Genomic DNA, 17,108 nt, shown 5'->3' with positions numbered 1-17,108 from the left:
TAACGAAAGAAATCCTCTTATTATCGTAACCTTTATATGAGGTGATTTATATGGATCTAAAAGTATTAAGGAACAGAAATATTGTCTTTTATATAGCCGGCGCAGGAGCTTCTAGTTTAGGTGATGTTGTTTCAGGTTTAGCTTTCCTCTTCCTGGCTTATGAGTTAACAGGATCAGGTCTCCATACAACAGGTATAGCCATTTCACAAGCTCTACCTTATCTTTTGTTTGGACTGATCGGGGGAGTGTATGCGGATTGGGTAAATAAAAAATCTTTAATGATACTCATTGATCTTATTCGAGTCCCTATCATTTTTTCCTTAGTTATAATTAATCATTTTGGAATGCTGAACTATTGGTACTTAATCGTGCTAAGCTTTGTTATTCAGACCTTAGGTTGTTTCTTTAACCCGTCACATCGTGCTATATTACCAATAATCACAAAAGCGGAAGAAAGAACAACCACCAATAGCTTGTTAGATACAGTAACCAGAGGTGTTCAAGTATTATCTCCTCTCATTGTTGTTGGATTTATACATACCATTGGAGAAATCCATTTATTTACATTAGATGCGGTTACCTATCTTATTAGTGCTTTTTTTATAGGTAAAATTCAAGTGAATGAAGATAGATCTCCCCTTACTAAACGTAATAAAACATATCACATATTTTACTCTATTAAAGAATTTGGTATATGGCTAAAATCAGATATTACACTTAAAAAGTTGTTTTTAGTCACCTTCATCATGGTTTTTTGTAATACCTGGGTTTGGCAGGTAGGCTTATTGTTACAAATTGTAGAAACAGTTCCTAATGGTGAACAATGGTACAGCATTCTCTTGGGATGGTATGGTGCTGCTGTTGTGATCACAAATATACTGATTCCATTTATTTGGAAGGAGCTAACGATTAAAATTTATTATTTAGGTACCATCATTTGGAGTGTGGGAATCGTTATTTTGGGTGTTTCATACCAGCTGCCTATATACTTTCTTGGCGTTTTTATAACTGCCGTAGGGTTACCTATAGCAAGTCTTTCAAGAGTATATATACTACAAAAGCTCCTCCCTAATGATAAATTAGGACGTGGATTCAGCTTTAACTCGGTACTTTTATATTTTTCTAATGTCGTATCTCTAGGCTTATTTGGATATTTATCTTCCTTCGTGTCTACACATGTACTATTCAAAGTTTGTGGTGGATTAATGCTCTTATTTACTTTGGTTTACCTTGTTAGTTTTTTACGAAAAGTACCGGGAGTACCTCCATACAGGCGTTTAAATAGCTGATTATAAACGGAAACAGATGAAAAACCGCAATCTAGTGCAATATCTAATATGCTTTTACCCGTATTTTTTAAATATTCTTGGCTACGTATTATGCGATATAATTGTAGCCAGGAATATGGTGACAAACCCGTAATTTCTTTAAATAAGTGAGCAAATTGATATTTACTAAGATTTGAGATGTTTGCCATCTCATGTAAAGTCCATTGATGCTTATAATCTTCCATTATCGCTTCCATCGTTTTATATATCAAGGGACTAATGGTTTTAAAACTGTTTACATTCCATGTTTGAGTATGAATTCCAACTGTGTTTTTGATCAATAGGATGGCTAATTGGGCCAAGCTGTGGTCCAAAAAAAGAGCCACTGAATTATCTATTTTTTCATCGTACATAGATGCATGTTCATTTACAAAATGAGCCCACTGGGTGATCTGAGGATTTTTTTGAATAGAATTTGCGAATTGAATATCGTAATTATTAAAGTTAAATGAATTTGCTATTTCATTTAAGAACAAAGGATCTAGTTCAATAAGAAATTTGTGGTTTTCTATTGCAAGCTGCTTATGTTCATCGTATGGATTAACAATAATGAATTGTTCCTTTGAAAGAGTAAAATCATTTCTTTTCATTTGATAATTCATAGATCCGTTTATTGAAAAGATCATTTTATAACAATTATCATAGCGCCAAATGCTCTCTTTCTTTTTATCATTGGTAGACAATAGTGCTCCTGTTGGACGTTCAATAAGTATCTTTTTATTAGTCACATGATCACCATGTTCATTTAGATTTTCCTATATCTTATCATAAAGGGAAATACCATCAGAAGAATAACAACTTCCCTATAACGAACGTTTTAGGATAACCGAATACCCTCCTGTGAATTACGCTGAAATAAGCCTTAAAATGAAGTTGCAGAGTGATCTCCGGTAATTTTCGCTGGTAACTCTGGTGAGCATGAAAGTGAGATTTACGGAAGCATCGCTGGTACTTACTTTACAGGATGAATTTGATCGAAATAAAAAAAGCGTGAATTCCAATGAATTCACGCTTTTTCTCCTTATTGTGTTCCTTCGCCATTCCCGTTTCCGTTTCCATTGCCATTGCCGTTTCCATTGCCCTGTGGGGGAACGGCAGCAGGAGGGGCCTCCTGGTTGTCATCTTGTCCATCACCATTATTCTGGTCTTCTTCAGGTACTTCAGGTGTTTCAGGTGTTTCTTCCGGCTGTTCTGGTGTTTCCGGTTCAACAGGAACTTCCTCTGCAGGTGGCGGTTCTTCTTCAGGTACTTCTATTTCAGGAATTTCTATCTCCTCCTCAGGAGCTCCCGGAACCTCGATAGCAGCTGAGGCAGCATCGCTTCGATTAGAACCGCTGTCGCTTATTGCTATTACCTGGAAGCGGTAAACGCCGCCAATCACAGCATTCGGAACACTGAAGGAAGTTTCCTTTCCTGAATAAACAACCTGATAGTCACCATTATTCAGAGACTGACTGACTTGGAATGTAACATTTTGACTGTTATCGTAATTCCAATTTAAGGAAATTGTGTTGTTTTCCTGATTGTATGAAACGCCTAATCCTGATGGTTTTGCAAGGCGTTCAAACCTTTGCGAAACTTGTTTAGGCTCCGTACCTTTAACAAAATACTCAATGGATACTTGTGATCTTGGTGTATATTCGCTTGCTTTTCTAGGAGGTTTCGAACCTTTTTCAATTCTAATTTCAGATACGCTGTTAGGCTTGCTGAAATCAGTTGAATCTCCTTTTGATACCTCTGTCATAATGTCCTTAAAGATTCGTTTTGCATATTGCTGATCTTCTTGATTCAAGTAAATTTTTTCATCATTCTTTTCATATCCGGTCCATACTGCAGCTGTGTACTTTGGAGAGTAGCCCACAAACCAGGCGTCCTTCGCAGTGCCGGAAGGAATGTTTCCACTCTGTCTTTCCTTCTCAGAAAAGTTGGTTGTCCCTGTTTTACCGGCAATCTGAACGCCGCTGACAGCAGCTGCTCTTCCTGTTCCATCAGTAACAACGGATTTCATCATATCCGTCATCATAAATGCAGTATAATCACTCATGGCAGCCTTTGGTTCAGGTGCCAGTTTCATTTTGGTGCCATCCGGGAATTCAATTTCTTTCACAGCATGGGGCTCAGTATAGATACCGTTATTACCAAAGGCACTATATGCCCCGGCCATTTGCAGAGGTGAAACGCCGGTGCTGAATCCGCCAATTGCATAAGGCTCATAAATTGTTTCTTCCAGTGGAATGCCAAGCCCTACTGCAAAATCTCTGGCTTTTTCAAGACCGACTTCCTGCAGTGCTTTCAGGGCGGGAATATTTCTGGAATCTGCAAGTGCTTCTCTAATTGACATGATGCCTTTATGTTTTCTGTCATAGTTGTTAATCGGAGTACCGTCTGAGTAAGTGTACGGCTCATCAGCAACCTGCTCATACGTAGACCATTTTTCATGCTCAATGACCGGACCGTAGTCAAGGATAGGTTTAATAGTAGAGCCAGGCTGCCTTCTCGTGTCGGTGGCATAGTTAAATCCGCCAACTGCCTGATTGCGTCCTCCGCCGATTGCTCTAATTTCACCTGTTTCTGTATCAAGCAGCGTTACACCTGCCTGCAGATGTTCGCTTGGAAAAGAGATATTGCCTTCGCCGTTTAAAAGACTTTCCACATGTGTTTGAGCTTCAGGGTCAATGGTTGTATAAATCTTTAATCCTGCTGATGATGCATCAATATCCGTTTTATCTTTGATTTCTTCTACAACTTCTTCAATAAATGCATGATAAGGGTTAGATTTCTCTTTTGGCTCAACAAGAGTAGACTGAACAGGAACTTGTTTTGCTTCATCCGCTTCCTGCTGAGAGATAAATCCGTGCCTTGCCATTAGATTTAGAACAATATTTCTTCTCTTTTCAGCTTTTTCAGGGAAGTTTCTTGGGTTGTAATTAGTCGGACTTTGAGGCATACCTGCAAGCATAGCCGCCTCATGCAGCTCTAGCTGGTCGATGCTTTTGCCGTAAAAAACTTCGGCAGCCTTTCCAACTCCGTAGCTGCTTGGTGAAAAATAAATCTTATTCAAATACATTTCCAGGATTTCCTGTTTGCTGTATTTTCTTTCGAGCTGAAAAGAGAGCCACAATTCCTGGGCTTTTCTTTTAATGGTTTTTTCATGAGAAAGCAAGGAGTTTTTCACAACCTGCTGGGTTATTGTGCTTCCTCCCTCAGCGCCGAAGCCCTCTTGTACGTTTGCAACAAAGGCACCGCCGACACGAATGACATCCACACCATTATGATTGTAAAACCGGGCATCCTCTGTTGCTAGGAATGCCTGTTCAAGTGTTTCGGGTATCTGGTCATAGGGCACGTAAGTTCTTTTTTCACTTCCGACCTCAGTTATTTCATCACCGTTCATATCAAAAATCTTTGAGGAGAAGGAGTCTTTTAATTTGCTATCATCAATTTTAGGAGCGTCGCTTATTAATACTGCGAAGGTTGCTCCTCCTGCGACAATTCCCAGGATGCCAAGAACCAGCATACTGATGAAAACTTTTTTCCAGAGAGAGCTTCCGCCTTTACCGGCCTTTTTGCTGCTTCTCGGTCTTCGTTTGCTCTGCTCCCTGGCTTTCCTCATTTCTTCACGGCTTTTATATTGATCAGACATATCAATCTCAACCTTTCATTTCTAAAGCGAAAATTTAACGTAAACAATAAATACCATAACCTTTATATTATAAACGATTGCCGTTCTTTTGCGAAGGAATTAAAAGTACAGCTTATCCAATATCTTCAAATAATCAATTCTCGCCTGATAGCCGAGTTGAATGCTGTGTGCTGCATCTTCAAGTTCCTCTTTTTTAATCGATTTTCTTCCGCCGTCGGCCATGCGCTCCCAAAAAACAAACAGGTGCTGAGCCTGTAATAAATAAATTTGCTGAAAAGCTGAAATAATAACAAAGCATATTCCATCCTGGCGGCAGACATTTTGCATATGGTCAATTTGATGCTGATGAAAATTCTGCAGCGGGAAGGATGTACTGTTTCTTGTTTCTTTTGCTTCAAAATCAATATATTTTCCCTTGTACACACCGTTGTAGTCAGTTGTAGAAGACTGCTTGAAATATGCTTCTTTTATAACAGCAGCACTTCTTTTTGGGTAATCAACATTAACAATTTGTACCGGAGTCGGTTTTTTATGAATAACGGCAAGACCTTGGTGAAGGTAATACTCATTGGTTGCATTTAAATCTTCTTCAAGGGTCATGCCCCGGTTGCCATAGCTGCTCTTTGAACTTTCAGTTTTACCAGCTTGCTGAACAGGGCGGTATATTTTGCCGTTTGGGTAATTAACAGCCATTTTTCTCCTCCTAAGTAAAACTATAAACATCATAACAGAAAACAGGGAAGGATATTGGAGAATATATTACCCTTGTTTCTTTCGCTTTTCAAGATATTTCTGCCTCATATTCCGGGCAGGGGAGGTCATCAGCACATATGACAGAACAATCTGCAGCGGCTCAGGAAGACAGGGAAATTGTCCGCTATATACAATATTCGACGAAAAAAAGAAATTATGACAATATATCCAGAACGGAAAGCTACAGGACCTACTATAACAGAAATAAAGATATTCAATGGTCCTTTTTGGCCAGTATGGTTTCCAGAAATGCTGGCTGGTGCATGACTGATTTAAAAGGAACATGGTACCGCAAATTTCTTTCTGCAGAAGAAAGAGAGTCTATTTTTTATGCATACGAGGCTGCTAATTTTCTGATCTTTTCCGATGCCTACCCTCAGCTTCTTTTATATGAATACTCTTTAAAAGCAGGCAAGCCATTTTTTTACTTGCTGTCCCATTTCAATGTTTCCATGTTTATGGTGAATGAGTGGAATTTTTATTGGAAGCACCAGGATAAAGCCAGGCTGATGACTTCTTTAATTATTAACGAACAGCATGTAATCCAAAAACCTGTGCTGGAAGGACTCTATTTTAAGAAACATGTTTTTTCAACCAGTAAATTTTTATTTCAGGATACTTTTCATTTTAGTACTGTTATTTTCCCTGTACTTCATAAAAAACTGTATGGAATAACTGTGAATGAATTCAAAAACCCTAAAAAAAGGATTTCTCTGGGTAAGAAGCTGGCATGGCTGTTGTTCCATCCACTTTATTATAGTCAATTTAAAGAGTTTTCAGATACAGTGGTTCATACTGGCTCCCGATTTGATTATGAAAGAGTGCTGAAATCCACTCACAGAAGGACCACTCCCATGCTTAGAACGGCATATGGAGCGGTCTCAACAAATATAGACGATTATAAAGCAGATTGGTTTCACGGACAAAATGTAGCGAAATTCAGAAGAGCTGAAGCTGCTCCCAAAAAATTTGAAATCACAGACTGGTATCATCAAAAACAAAATCAGCTTCATATTCTTGCACTATGTGATGAGTATTGGAAGTATGTCAGCCATCGGGACAAGAAGAAAGATTGATGATCAGGTACTGCATATTTTTAGATCTTGATGAAGGTTTCTTGTCATTCATCTGACTAAAGGTTTGACCAATCAATTTATATAGTAAAGAAAAATGAGCTTAGCATTTTCGATTGATGCAGTGATGAATAGAAGAAAAGCTATTCCGGTTGTGCTGATGAAAAATCTCCTTCTCAGTTATCTAAATAATGAAATGCCATGGCTATTTACATAAGCGGAAATGTTATGCCTGCTTATCAAAATATATGCTTAACCAGATTGTTCAGCATGTTTTATGGTACATAAAACAATGGCAGGAGTTACAGGGACTCAACAGAAAAAAGCAAGAACAATTCTGTCCTTGCCATTTTTTAGCTCTATCTCACTCTGAAGGACGATTAGGTCCTTCTAATTTTTTGTCTCCATAACCAGCTGCTTTTTCCTGTCCTGCTTTTTGCTGTTTTTTATTTGATTTCTTTGACATATTGTTACACCTCCCGCTCTTATTGTCTGCATTCAAAAATTTTTCATACTTTATGTAATCTGCATGGATGTCGAAAACTGAGAAAAAGCTATTCATTTCTTCTTTCTTTGGCGAATGGCTTCTAGTTTTGTCAAGCGGGAAGGAACAGCACTCTTTTTCAAGAATTCTTAGGTTATGAAAGGAGAGGTGATTTCATGGAAAAGCTGATCCCCAGACAAGAACTTGAAACAATGCTGAATGAGGTTTTGGATGAACTGAACGAGTTGGAGGACAAGGTCACTGACAGTATGGCAAATTATATATATATGAAGGAACTGGAATTGCAGTCAGCAGCAAGGGATGTTGAACTGCAGCTGCATGAATTGGAAGGCCATATGCTTGAAATTCAACACCAAAAGCCTCAGTATGAGGAAAATTCAGCGCTGACTGTTTTTAAAATCAGTACGAGCTTTGAGAAGAGTATTTGTGAGACCTCTGCTTGTCTGTTAACATAAGACAGAGGTGAAAATAGTGAAAGATGATGTAAGAATATTAACAGAAAAACTGCTGCAGCAAGCTCAAATAAGCATGGATAACTTTCAGGAAACATTACTAAAAGACGGGGAAAATGACTTTTTTTCCGTCGTAAAGCCGGCAGTAGAGGAAGCAGATTCCTTGATAGATGAGTGGAAAAAAAAGACGGCACAATGGATCAAGGAAGCAGCTCCAAAATATATTCACATATCACAGGTTGAGGCAGCTGCAGAAAACCTGGAACAGCTCGTTCTTCAGTCTTACTATAAAGATTCCAAGCAGAAACGCTTTAAAAATCAAAAAGAGTCTATAGATTATTTTTTGCAATCTATTTTGGATGAGCTCAGCTAACTTCTACATTTTTTATGAAGAATGAGTTTTCTTCACAGTAAACTCTACAGACTGCTTATATCTGTCCTTCATCATTTTGATGAAGGACATTTTTGTCGCTGTACCGCTGGGTTTTGTCCTTCATCGCCCGCGGGCATGAGGCAATCCGCAAGAAAAATCAATCATCCGATACTAGTTCCAAACTAAAAAAGGACTGTAAACAAGCCCAATTTCCATCGAGTTTGTTTACAGTCTGAGAGACACTTTGTACAGTGTCACCCTTTATCTCTGACAATTTCAACCGGAGACCTGTCAGCAGAACCTGCAGGCTGAATAGAATATTCAACAATTTCGTTGTTCTTGGGGTGCACCTCTCTGCCATAGGCTGGCGGCTGCGATTGATGGCCTTGCTTCTTGTGCCCAAAATGTTTTCCTCTGCTCATGCATGATAGCCCCCTTTTGTATTGCCTCATTATTATCTGTTTAAAAGGTTTTCGCTATGTGCATTGGATGGCTAACAGGGCCGTTAAATTACGCCAATAAGAAGCAGTTGTGATTGTGAAGTTAAAAAAAGGCAGCCGTAGATTTACGGCATGCCCGATTATCATTTACATGGTTTCAGGAAGTGTAGCCCCGTTTGACTCTAACTGCTTCAAAGCTTGTCTATATTCCGAAAGGTTCAGTTTTCCTTTAAGGTAAAGCAGGCGAGTAAAATCCATCAATTGATCAAGGTTTTCATAGCGGTATGCTTTTACCTTAAAAAATGTCTCTTCTAATTCAAAAAGTTTCATTTTAACATCCCCTTTTTTTGCTTTTTTACATGTTATCACAATTATGAGTTATCTTCTTTTTTTGAAAAATTTAAACTTCCGACAATTTTAGACAAAGTTCGAAACGTTTCTATAACACCAAAGTATCTCTTTTCCCATATGTATGTATTAGCCCAATGTATAAAGCAGGGAGTGAGAGAAGTTGCATTATTTTAGTGATTCCCAAGCAAGAAGAAGTAAAAGAGAAGAGAGAAATATGAACATGCAGCAATTTTATCAGCCCTATCATGAAGGAGTTCCCTACAGCCCGTTTTACCAAGTTCCTATGAACCCTTATCCCCAAAATCCGCAGCAGCAGAATATTTTTGCGCCTCCTGGTCAATTTCCTTTTTTTCAGCAGAATATTGATTACATCCAAAATGGAGGAGCACCTAATCAGCATGCTTTTCAAAGTGGAGGAGCACCCGGTCAGCAAGGCTTTCAAATTGGAGGATTTCCCCAGCAGCCGGGAATCTTCGGGCAGCAGCCGGGAGTCTACAATCAACAGCCCGCTGCATACAATCAGCAGGCGGGAGCATTCAATCAGGCAGGATATTTCCCAAATCCGTATCCAAAACCTATGCCGTTCATGAAGCCGCAGTCTCCCGGCTTTCAATCCATTATGTCGCAGTTTAAAAATAAAAATGGCCAGTATGATATGAACAAAATGATGGATACAGCAGGACAGATGATGAGTGCGGTGAACCAAATGGGATCTCTAATGAAAGGTGTCACATCTATCTTTAAGGTATAAAAAAACAAGCATGCAGCCATGCTTGTTTTTTAGTGATACTGTTTTTCCACGCTTTGTGCTATTAATCGCCAGGGAATTTTCCATGCAGTGAAATTCACCTTGCTGATACATCTTCAGCTATTGAATTAGTACATCTCTGACATCCTCCAGCTGGCAGCCATTTCTCCCTTTTTCAATAGCACCTTCTTGAAATACTATAGAAATATACCTGTTCATGTTTTCTTTATTCATTTTCAGTCCCATTAATACAGTTGTTCAAAGACTTCATTCAGCTCATGCACACGCTGATAATCTTTTTCATCCATCGCATAACGAATTTCATCTGGAAGGACGGAGTTAAGAAAGCTGATCTCCTCGTCTGAGAGTACATCTACAAAATACCTTTCAGACTGATAGGAGCCATTTTGAAGTTTATAATCAATACTGATACTTTGTTCGTTTCTGTCTGTATAGTTAGATATAGCTTCTCTTAAGTATCCCAGTGATTTATTCATGGTTGTTTTCACCAAAATAGTCTTGAAGCTTGTTTTGTTCGGCTTCACTTGATGCATAAGGATTTTGATCCAACTCGTCCTGAGGATCTAGGTTTGTTTTTATCACAAGAGAAGGAGAGTTAGTTGGTTCAGCATAAATTCTTGAAGTGTTTGTTGAAGAATGGCCTGTTTTTTTCATGTTGCACCTCCTGCAGTTATTTTTCTCTTTACGCGGAAAATTACCGTGTAAATAATTCCCTTTCAAAAAGAAAAAAAGTGAAGAGCTGCTAGTAGCTGCAGCGCCAACACAAAAAGCAGATGAATTGGTATCATCTGCTAAGCTTCTATGGAAGAAATACAGCTTAGGTAAGCACGCTGTAACTTTATTTAGGAATTTTAATCAATAAAGTATCATCACGGTGAAGAGTGATCATGTCCTTCTGCTTTACTTCCGCTGGGAGAAGGACAGAACGGGAAATGCTGTTTGCCGTTACAGATTTACGGAAATAGTGTGTGTTACTGTTTTCTTCAGTGATTTCTTCTCTTTGTTGTATTGAAATTGTCACATATCTGCCCTCGGCGACAACCTTTACTTGCTGCGGATTCACATTTGGCAATACAGCTTCAATTAAATAGTGCTCTTCGGTTTCAGTTGTTGAAATATCTAAATAGGGAAATTGCAGGTTTTCAGATGCAAATTCTCCAATCTCTTTAATAAATTCCTGGATTGGGTGTGACGATAATACTTGCTGAATTAAATCCCCAAAGTTGAGATTCTCCGGCAACTGTGAAATCACCTTGTCTTCAATATTTTTATTCACTTTTTTCAATTATAGCCCTCCTCCGTTTACCTGTGTTCCAGATAAAATATGCTGCAGCCTAGAGAGATGTTAAGATTGTAATTGAGAAAGTGTAAAATTTATGTTTTAATGAAGTTGTATATACATATGCCAAGGCGTGATGATAAAGGGGAAACCCCAGTGATAATCATGTCTTTTTAGGTTTTAAAATAACTTGGCGTGGTAATGAGAATAATAAGAGCATGCTCGGAAGGAGACGTGTCCATATGTTTAAAAAGCTATTTGGAAAAAAAGAAGAGGTTATAACTGAAGAAGCTGTTTTCGCTCCTTTAACAGGAAGAATGATGAATCTTGAAGAAGTTCCGGATCCGGTATTTTCACAAAAAATGATGGGTGACGGGGTAGCGATAGAGCCTTCTGAGGGAACGATTGTGTCTCCTGTAGACGGTGAAATTATCCAGCTGTTCCACACGAAGCATGCAATCGGGATTAAGTCTCAAACAGGTATGGAACTGTTGATTCATATCGGTCTTGAGACGGTTACGATGAATGGAGAAGGATTTGAGGCGCATGTGAAAGAAGGAGACAAAGTGAAAGTTGGGGATACCCTTATCACTTGTGATTTAGATTTGATTAAAGAAAAAGCATCCAGTACCATCACACCGATTGTAGTAACGAATGGAGATATTCTTGAAAGTCTTGACATTCAGGCAACCGGCGAAGTCACCAAAGCAACGAGCGAAGTATTTAAAGTTAAAGCTAAGTAAAAATGCAGGCCTTAAGGGCTTGTTTTTTTTGTATTTTGGGCTGCCATACACTGGCACGCCTGCCTTTACAGCTGGCAGATCAAGCGCCAAGGTTTGAACAGCTTTTCTATAGCGAAAATTTTTCTTTATCATCGAACGTTCATTCGCTAAAATAAAGCTATAAGGAGTGAATGAAATGTTCAAGAAAAAATCCTTAGGGGATATTATTCATTTTTTACAAAATGATCAACTAACGAAAAAACAAATAGTCCATTGGCATACCATAGATGAAAAACCTGCCATTTCAAATCCTTTTCCGAATTACGTTGATGAGAGGCTGAGGAGTGCCCTTGAAAGAAGAGGGATTACCGAACTGTATACACATCAAGAGGCATCTTTGCAGGCTGCAGAGGAAGGGAAAAGCTTTGTGGCAGTTACACCTACAGCATCAGGGAAGACGCTTTGCTATAACCTTCCCGTACTTCAAAAGGTGATTGAAGAGGAAAACAGCAGGGCCCTCTATATTTTTCCCACCAAGGCACTTGCTCAGGATCAGAAGAGCGAGCTGAACGAAATCATAGCTGAAATGGGGATGGGAATTAATTCCTATACCTATGATGGAGATACCTCTCCCGCGATCAGGCAAAGAGTAAGAAAAGCAGGCCACATTGTCATTACGAATCCAGATATGCTTCATTCAGCTATTCTGCCTCATCATACAAAATGGGTTTCTCTTTTTGAAAATCTAAAATATATAGTCATCGATGAGCTTCATATATACAGAGGCGTGTTTGGAAGCCATGTAGCTAACGTACTTAGAAGGTTATTAAGAATATGCAAGTTTTATGGCAGCAGCCCTCAGTTCATTTGTACGTCCGCCACCATTGCCAATCCTCTCCAGCTTGCTGAGGAGCTTACAGGAAAGGAAATGACCCTTATTAATAATAATGGCGCCCCATCCGGCAGGAAGCACTTCCTGTTTTATAACCCGCCTGTAGTGAATGAGCCGCTTAATATCAGAAAAAGTGCTACGCTTGAAGTCAGGGATCTTGCAGGCAGGTTTTTAAGCAACAATATACAGACGATTGTTTTTGCCAGAAGCAGGGTCAGAGTGGAAATTATTCTAACTTACCTGCAGGAGCTGATTAAAAAGAAGCTTGGTCCTAAATCAATTCGTGGCTATCGGGGAGGTTATCTGCCCAACCAAAGGAGAGAAATAGAAAAGGGTTTGAGGTCTGGAGAAATCATGGGAGTGGTCAGTACAAATGCTCTTGAACTAGGTGTGGATATTGGACAGCTTCAGGTTTGTATTATGACGGGTTACCCCGGTACGATTGCAAGCGCCTGGCAGCAGGCTGGAAGAGCAGGAAGAAGACAGGGAGAGTCTCTGGTTGTTATGGTGGCAAGCTCAAGCCCGCTTGATCAGTTTATTATTCAGCACCCGCAGTACTTTTTTAATCAAAATCCGGAAACAGCTGTCTTAAATCCCGATAATTTGATTGTATTAATAGATCATATTAAATGTGCTGCTTTCGAACTCCCATTTTCCAGAAGCGAGAGCTTTGGAGGAGTTGAACTCCAAGAGGTGCTTGAATTTTTAGCAGATGAAAGGGTTCTTCATGAAAATAACGGAAAATTTTACTGGATGAATGATGCTTTTCCCGCACACAATGTCAGCCTTCGTTCAGCTTCACAGGAAAATGTGGTGATTATCGATTATGGAAATGTAGCAAACGTAAGAGTAATTGGAGAAATGGATACATTCAGCGCAATGACGCTTCTTCATGAAGAAGCTATATACCTTCATCAAGGTGTGCAGTATCAAGTGGAGAAGCTCGATTGGGAAGAAAAGAAAGCATTTGTCAGGGAAGTGGATGTAGACTATTTTACAGATGCCAATTTAGCTGTACAGCTGAAAGTGCTTGAAGTGGATAAAGAAAGAGCAGAAAAGAGCATAGCTTTTGGCTATGGAGATGTGACCGTACAGGCAATGGCCACCATCTTCAAAAAGATAAAATTCGATACTCATGAAAATATCGGTTCAGGTCCTATTTCCCTTCCTGAAGCAGAGCTTCATACCAATGCAGCCTGGCTGAGCGTTGGAGAGGAATTGAAGGCAGAATGGAAGGAGAACCGCCTTGAAGATGCGCTGCTGGGTGCCGCTTCCCTGCTTCACCGGATTGCACCCTTAAAAGTAATGTGCGATCCTTCAGATTTGCATGTGATATCACAAATCAAAGCATCACACAACAATCTGCCGACAATTTTCCTTTATGACCGATATCCGGGAGGAGTCGGGCTGGCAAGCAAGGTTTACGAATCTTTTGACAGCATTATAGCTGATGCTCTCCAAGCAGTGCAAAATTGTCCTTGTGAAGCAGGCTGTCCTTCCTGTACAGGACTTGAGGGAGGAAGTCAGAATCATAAAACTGACTCTCTGTATTTACTGGAGAAAATTAGAGGAGACAAAAAATAAAATGTCACTTAAAGGAAAACTCAGCAGATATAAAAGTCAGATGAAACTTCCGCAGGAATCACCACATCCTGCAGATGCTGCAATCGGGAATACAACGAACATTCAATACCTAAAAGAGTGGGGTCACCACGATGTGAAATCAGTATTTCATGGGGAAGAATACTCGCTTATTAGAGAGATTTCTTATCCCTTGACCTATGAGCATGGACTGTATTGCCTGGGGGAATTTGTGAATGTGGTAAATGAGTGGAACAAAAGCAGTTCTACACATCCTTTATCAGCAAAAGGCCATACTGCAGGGGAATTATTTTTCTTTGATACAGAAACAACAGGGCTTGGAGGGGGAACCGGCAATGCAATATTTTTGCTGGGCCAGGCCAGGGTGCAGAAAAATGAAGTGGTGGTGAGGCAGTATCTACTACCTGCTCCAGGTAACGAGACAGCGCTCTACCACCATTTTCTGAGTGGAATTAATTTAAAAACGCTTGTCACCTATAATGGGAAAGCCTTTGACTGGCCGCAGGTAAAGACAAGACATACCTTGGTAAGAGATGCAGTTCCTGCCCTCCCTGAATTCGGCCATTTTGATTTGTTCCATGCTGCCCGCAGGATGTGGAAGAACAATATGGACTCGGTAAAATTGGCTAATGTAGAAAAAGACATTCTTAACATTCACAGAGATGCTGATATACCTGGTTACCTTGCTCCGATGATGTACTTTCAATTCCTACAATCACAGCATCCAGAGAATATTGCAGGTGTACTGAAACATAATGAAATCGATGTACTGTCATTGATTACACTGTATATTCATCTATCTAAAAAAATTCTCCTTGCTGAAGAAGTTGAAGATCAGCAGGAGCAATATGAATTGGCCAGGTGGTTTCAAACAGCCGGAGACACCCCCACGGCCTTGAAAATATATGAATCAGCAGCGGAGAAAGATGGTAGTAACCAGTATCGGGCTAAAATGGAGGCGGCAATGATATTAAAGAAATCCAATGAGTGGGAAAGAGCGGAGCCAATGTTTAACGAGGTTTTTCAACACTCCAGCGGGACTTCGAAAATCAGAGCAGCAATCGAAATGGCGAAGCATTTGGAACACAAGAAGAAGATGGCTGCAGAGGCACTTGAAACGGCGAGTCTGGCATATGCGCACCTGAAAGAGATTGAACAGTTTGCAAAACTGCATCCAAGCCTAAAAGAAGATCTTCAAAAAAGGATAAAGAGACTGCAACTTAAAGTAAATAAATGAAAGTATTCCCCGGGCAAGCGCAAAATCCTTGCTTTTTAGATAAATTATGACGAAATTATGACTTTTTGTAAAACGATTCCAAAGACATTGTAGAAACAACTCGGAAAATGTAAAATAAACGATATAAGTGATCTTTTTTGGGGAGAGTTTAATAATGTATAAAGGAATATTGTATTTGTTTTTTATTGTGCTTGTCCTGACAGCATTTATTTTTTCGAATTTCAAAGAAAGCTTTTATGCTTTTCTCTAAAAAATAGGTTTTTGTAATAGTACATGTTTACCCCTTTCATCATAGGCTATTAAGGAAAATAATAAACAACCTTAGCGTTGAAAGGAGAATAAACACATGCATTGCAGACCAAAAATGTTGGCTCCCATTGTTCATCCGACAAAATGTTGTGTGAATAATACTTTTTCAAACACGGTAGTACCTCACGTTCATCCTTCACACACTACTAATGTGAACCACGAGATGTTCCAGCATGTTCACTATTTCCCGCATTCTGAGTCTTTCGTAAACGAAGTGGCTCATCAGCATTTTAATGCTGCCGGGCCAGCCCCTTTTGGAGGACCTGGCGTTGGCGGATTTCCCGGACCAGGTGTAGGCGGATTTCCTGGACCAGGTGTAGGTGGATTTCCTGGACCTGGAAAAATGTATCCAGGCCGCTAAAAGATACGGAAAATGGAGCTGAGTTTCAGCTCCTTTTTTCTTGTATAGATGTTAATATGCTCTTTTTCATTGTATGAAGAAAAACAAAAACAGGGCACAATTCCTCTGCAGGAATCATTTCGGGAATTCTATAGTTGAAAAGCAAATAACGTGGCACCAAACTGTACATACAGTCATTTCTGCAGGGGAACCAGAATATATACTATCGGCTTACATTTTTGAAGCACCTATTCTCCTTTTTCAGGACTATGTAACAAAATCCCTTCTGTTAAATATAATATGAATGGAGCATATGAGTTGAATGGAGAGGGATGAGAAAGTGGCTAAACTGAATTGGCATGAAGATTTTATTACCAATCTTGCAAGTGCTGTTCGTCCAAGTATGTATGTGGAGCTCGGACTGTTTAAATGCGAGCTGTTTAACAAAATGGCTGAGTTTACAGATCAATTAATTGGAGTAGATATAAATGCTGAAGCTGGAAAATTAATGTTGAATTCTCCTAAAGCCCAGTTTTTCCACGGATCTACTCAGGATTTTGCCGAAAGTTTAAAAGCGAACCCAATAAAGATAAATATGCTATTTATTGATGCAGATCATTCAAAAGAGGCAGTGTTGCAAGACTTTAGAAATTTTTTTCCGTTTGTTGTACCGCATGGTCTGATTTTATTTCATGATTCACATCCTGAAAATGAGTGGATGATTCAGCCGGCTTTATGCGGGACAGCCTATCAAGCAATTGATGAATTGTCTAAAGAAAGGGACTTATTTGAAATGGTGACACTTCCTGTTTCTCCTGGGTTAACCATTTGCAGAAAACGGCAGAAACAACTATCCTGGCATGAAAATGATGACAATTTCCTTTGAGCAAGTATGCTGCTTTACCGGTATCATTCACATTTGTTAGATGGAAAATCTAATTATATGCTGTTTAAACAGCACAGATTTTTAGGTAATTGCAGAGGAAGACAGCCTTAAAATGGTACAATGAACATATGGCTGTAAAGAGCAAAATTTTGCT

Annotated in this window: 18 protein-coding genes; 10 read left to right on the top strand and 8 right to left on the bottom strand. The window is 39.4% G+C overall.

The genetic code is table 11. The features are described 5' to 3' along the window. The first annotated feature begins 50 nt into the window (after window positions 1-50). Window positions 51-1,289, top strand: a complete 1,239-nt coding sequence (locus GJU40_RS02115; protein WP_154306085.1) for an MFS transporter — start codon at window positions 51-53, stop codon at window positions 1,287-1,289. On the opposite strand, the gene GJU40_RS21325 is transcribed toward GJU40_RS02115, so the two are convergent. From GJU40_RS21325 to recU, 3 genes are all read right to left on the bottom strand, one after another. After that, window positions 1,226-2,056: an AraC family transcriptional regulator gene (locus tag GJU40_RS21325; protein ID WP_343031340.1), complete on the bottom strand. Its 831-nt coding sequence runs from the start codon at window positions 2,054-2,056 to the stop codon at window positions 1,226-1,228. The two genes, GJU40_RS02115 and GJU40_RS21325, sit on opposite strands and share 64 nt — an antisense overlap. Before the next feature lie 293 nt (window positions 2,057-2,349). Then, the gene (locus tag GJU40_RS02105; protein WP_154306084.1) at window positions 2,350-4,971 is read right to left on the bottom strand and encodes a PBP1A family penicillin-binding protein; all 2,622 of its coding nucleotides are present in this window, start codon (window positions 4,969-4,971) and stop codon (window positions 2,350-2,352) included. 99 nt (window positions 4,972-5,070) lie between these two features. Further along, window positions 5,071-5,664 carry a Holliday junction resolvase RecU gene (gene recU / locus GJU40_RS02100; protein WP_154306083.1) on the bottom strand — a complete coding sequence of 198 codons (594 nt, stop codon included), beginning with the start codon at window positions 5,662-5,664 and terminating at the stop codon, window positions 5,071-5,073. Between the two features lie 137 nt (window positions 5,665-5,801). On the opposite strand from recU, the gene GJU40_RS02095 reads away from it, so the two are divergent. From GJU40_RS02095 to GJU40_RS02085, 3 genes are all read left to right on the top strand, one after another. After that, entirely contained in the window at window positions 5,802-6,800 is a 999-nt protein-coding gene (locus GJU40_RS02095; RefSeq protein ID WP_154306082.1) for a DUF2515 family protein, read from the top strand. 657 nt (window positions 6,801-7,457) lie between these two features. Further along, the gene (locus GJU40_RS02090) at window positions 7,458-7,757 is read left to right on the top strand and encodes a hypothetical protein (RefSeq protein ID WP_154306081.1); all 300 of its coding nucleotides are present in this window, start codon (window positions 7,458-7,460) and stop codon (window positions 7,755-7,757) included. 16 nt (window positions 7,758-7,773) lie between these two features. Further along, window positions 7,774-8,127 carry a YppE family protein gene (locus GJU40_RS02085; protein WP_170289305.1) on the top strand — a complete coding sequence of 118 codons (354 nt, stop codon included), beginning with the start codon at window positions 7,774-7,776 and terminating at the stop codon, window positions 8,125-8,127. Window positions 8,128-8,381: 254 nt separating this feature from the next. Here GJU40_RS02085 and GJU40_RS20650 read toward each other — a convergent pair whose 3' ends face one another. Both GJU40_RS20650 and yppF read right to left on the bottom strand, forming a co-directional pair. Continuing rightward, window positions 8,382-8,549, bottom strand: coding sequence for a hypothetical protein (locus GJU40_RS20650; protein WP_170289304.1), 168 nt, complete (start codon window positions 8,547-8,549; stop codon window positions 8,382-8,384). Between the two features lie 165 nt (window positions 8,550-8,714). Continuing rightward, on the bottom strand, window positions 8,715-8,897 hold the full coding sequence (gene yppF / locus GJU40_RS02080) for a YppF family protein (protein WP_154306079.1): 183 nt from the start codon (window positions 8,895-8,897) through the stop codon (window positions 8,715-8,717). A gap of 181 nt (window positions 8,898-9,078) precedes the next feature. Between yppF and GJU40_RS02075 the strand changes: the two genes are divergently transcribed. Then, window positions 9,079-9,669: a YppG family protein gene (locus tag GJU40_RS02075; protein WP_425481185.1), complete on the top strand. Its 591-nt coding sequence runs from the start codon at window positions 9,079-9,081 to the stop codon at window positions 9,667-9,669. A gap of 242 nt (window positions 9,670-9,911) precedes the next feature. Here the strand turns inward: GJU40_RS02075 and GJU40_RS02070 are convergent, their stop codons facing one another. From GJU40_RS02070 to GJU40_RS02060, 3 genes are all read right to left on the bottom strand, one after another. Continuing rightward, on the bottom strand, window positions 9,912-10,163 hold the full coding sequence (locus GJU40_RS02070) for a sporulation protein (RefSeq protein WP_154306078.1): 252 nt from the start codon (window positions 10,161-10,163) through the stop codon (window positions 9,912-9,914). Beyond that, window positions 10,156-10,341, bottom strand: coding sequence for a hypothetical protein (locus tag GJU40_RS02065; RefSeq protein WP_154306077.1), 186 nt, complete (start codon window positions 10,339-10,341; stop codon window positions 10,156-10,158). Before GJU40_RS02065 ends, GJU40_RS02070 begins: the two co-directional genes overlap by 8 nt. A 184-nt stretch (window positions 10,342-10,525) precedes the next feature. Then, on the bottom strand, window positions 10,526-10,963 hold the full coding sequence (locus tag GJU40_RS02060; RefSeq protein WP_343031349.1) for an Hsp20/alpha crystallin family protein: 438 nt from the start codon (window positions 10,961-10,963) through the stop codon (window positions 10,526-10,528). A 245-nt stretch (window positions 10,964-11,208) separates the two neighbouring features. Here GJU40_RS02060 and GJU40_RS02055 point away from each other — a divergent pair, with 245 nt between their 5' ends. From GJU40_RS02055 to GJU40_RS02035, 5 genes are all read left to right on the top strand, one after another. Further along, on the top strand, window positions 11,209-11,709 hold the full coding sequence (locus tag GJU40_RS02055; RefSeq protein ID WP_154306075.1) for a PTS sugar transporter subunit IIA: 501 nt from the start codon (window positions 11,209-11,211) through the stop codon (window positions 11,707-11,709). A gap of 175 nt (window positions 11,710-11,884) precedes the next feature. After that, the gene (locus GJU40_RS02050; RefSeq protein WP_154306074.1) at window positions 11,885-14,164 is read left to right on the top strand and encodes a DEAD/DEAH box helicase; all 2,280 of its coding nucleotides are present in this window, start codon (window positions 11,885-11,887) and stop codon (window positions 14,162-14,164) included. Window position 14,165: 1 nt separating this feature from the next. Beyond that, on the top strand, window positions 14,166-15,419 hold the full coding sequence (locus GJU40_RS02045; RefSeq protein WP_154306073.1) for a ribonuclease H-like domain-containing protein: 1,254 nt from the start codon (window positions 14,166-14,168) through the stop codon (window positions 15,417-15,419). A gap of 346 nt (window positions 15,420-15,765) precedes the next feature. Continuing rightward, complete coding sequence (locus tag GJU40_RS02040) at window positions 15,766-16,089, top strand: CotD family spore coat protein (RefSeq protein WP_154306072.1); 324 nt, start codon at window positions 15,766-15,768, stop codon at window positions 16,087-16,089. Window positions 16,090-16,408: 319 nt separating this feature from the next. Next, entirely contained in the window at window positions 16,409-16,954 is a 546-nt protein-coding gene (locus GJU40_RS02035) for a class I SAM-dependent methyltransferase (protein WP_343031339.1), read from the top strand. Window positions 16,955-17,108: the final 154 nt, after the last annotated feature.

Source organism: Metabacillus lacus (assembly GCF_009674805.1).
In the GTDB taxonomy this organism is placed as follows: Bacteria; Bacillota; Bacilli; order Bacillales; family Bacillaceae; genus Metabacillus_C; species Metabacillus_C lacus.
Note: the sequence above shows the minus strand (reverse complement) of the source record. Positions and strands in the feature narration are given on the sequence as shown.

Bases quoted from the DNA above. Each gene is read 5' to 3' on its own strand.
- GJU40_RS02115 (WP_154306085.1), top strand. From the start codon at position 51: ATGGATCTAAAAGTATTAAGGAACAGAAATATTGTCTTTTATATAGCC.
- GJU40_RS02105 (WP_154306084.1), bottom strand. From the start codon at position 4,971: ATGTCTGATCAATATAAAAGCCGTGAAGAAATGAGGAAAGCCAGGGAG.
- recU (WP_154306083.1), bottom strand. From the start codon at position 5,664: ATGGCTGTTAATTACCCAAACGGCAAAATATACCGCCCTGTTCAGCAA.
- GJU40_RS02095 (WP_154306082.1), top strand. From the start codon at position 5,802: ATGACAGAACAATCTGCAGCGGCTCAGGAAGACAGGGAAATTGTCCGC.
- GJU40_RS02090 (WP_154306081.1), top strand. From the start codon at position 7,458: ATGGAAAAGCTGATCCCCAGACAAGAACTTGAAACAATGCTGAATGAG.
- GJU40_RS20650 (WP_170289304.1), bottom strand. From the start codon at position 8,549: ATGAGCAGAGGAAAACATTTTGGGCACAAGAAGCAAGGCCATCAATCG.
- yppF (WP_154306079.1), bottom strand. From the start codon at position 8,897: ATGAAACTTTTTGAATTAGAAGAGACATTTTTTAAGGTAAAAGCATAC.
- GJU40_RS02070 (WP_154306078.1), bottom strand. From the start codon at position 10,163: ATGAATAAATCACTGGGATACTTAAGAGAAGCTATATCTAACTATACA.
- GJU40_RS02065 (WP_154306077.1), bottom strand. From the start codon at position 10,341: ATGAAAAAAACAGGCCATTCTTCAACAAACACTTCAAGAATTTATGCT.
- GJU40_RS02055 (WP_154306075.1), top strand. From the start codon at position 11,209: ATGTTTAAAAAGCTATTTGGAAAAAAAGAAGAGGTTATAACTGAAGAA.
- GJU40_RS02050 (WP_154306074.1), top strand. From the start codon at position 11,885: ATGTTCAAGAAAAAATCCTTAGGGGATATTATTCATTTTTTACAAAAT.
- GJU40_RS02045 (WP_154306073.1), top strand. From the start codon at position 14,166: ATGTCACTTAAAGGAAAACTCAGCAGATATAAAAGTCAGATGAAACTT.
- GJU40_RS02040 (WP_154306072.1), top strand. From the start codon at position 15,766: ATGCATTGCAGACCAAAAATGTTGGCTCCCATTGTTCATCCGACAAAA.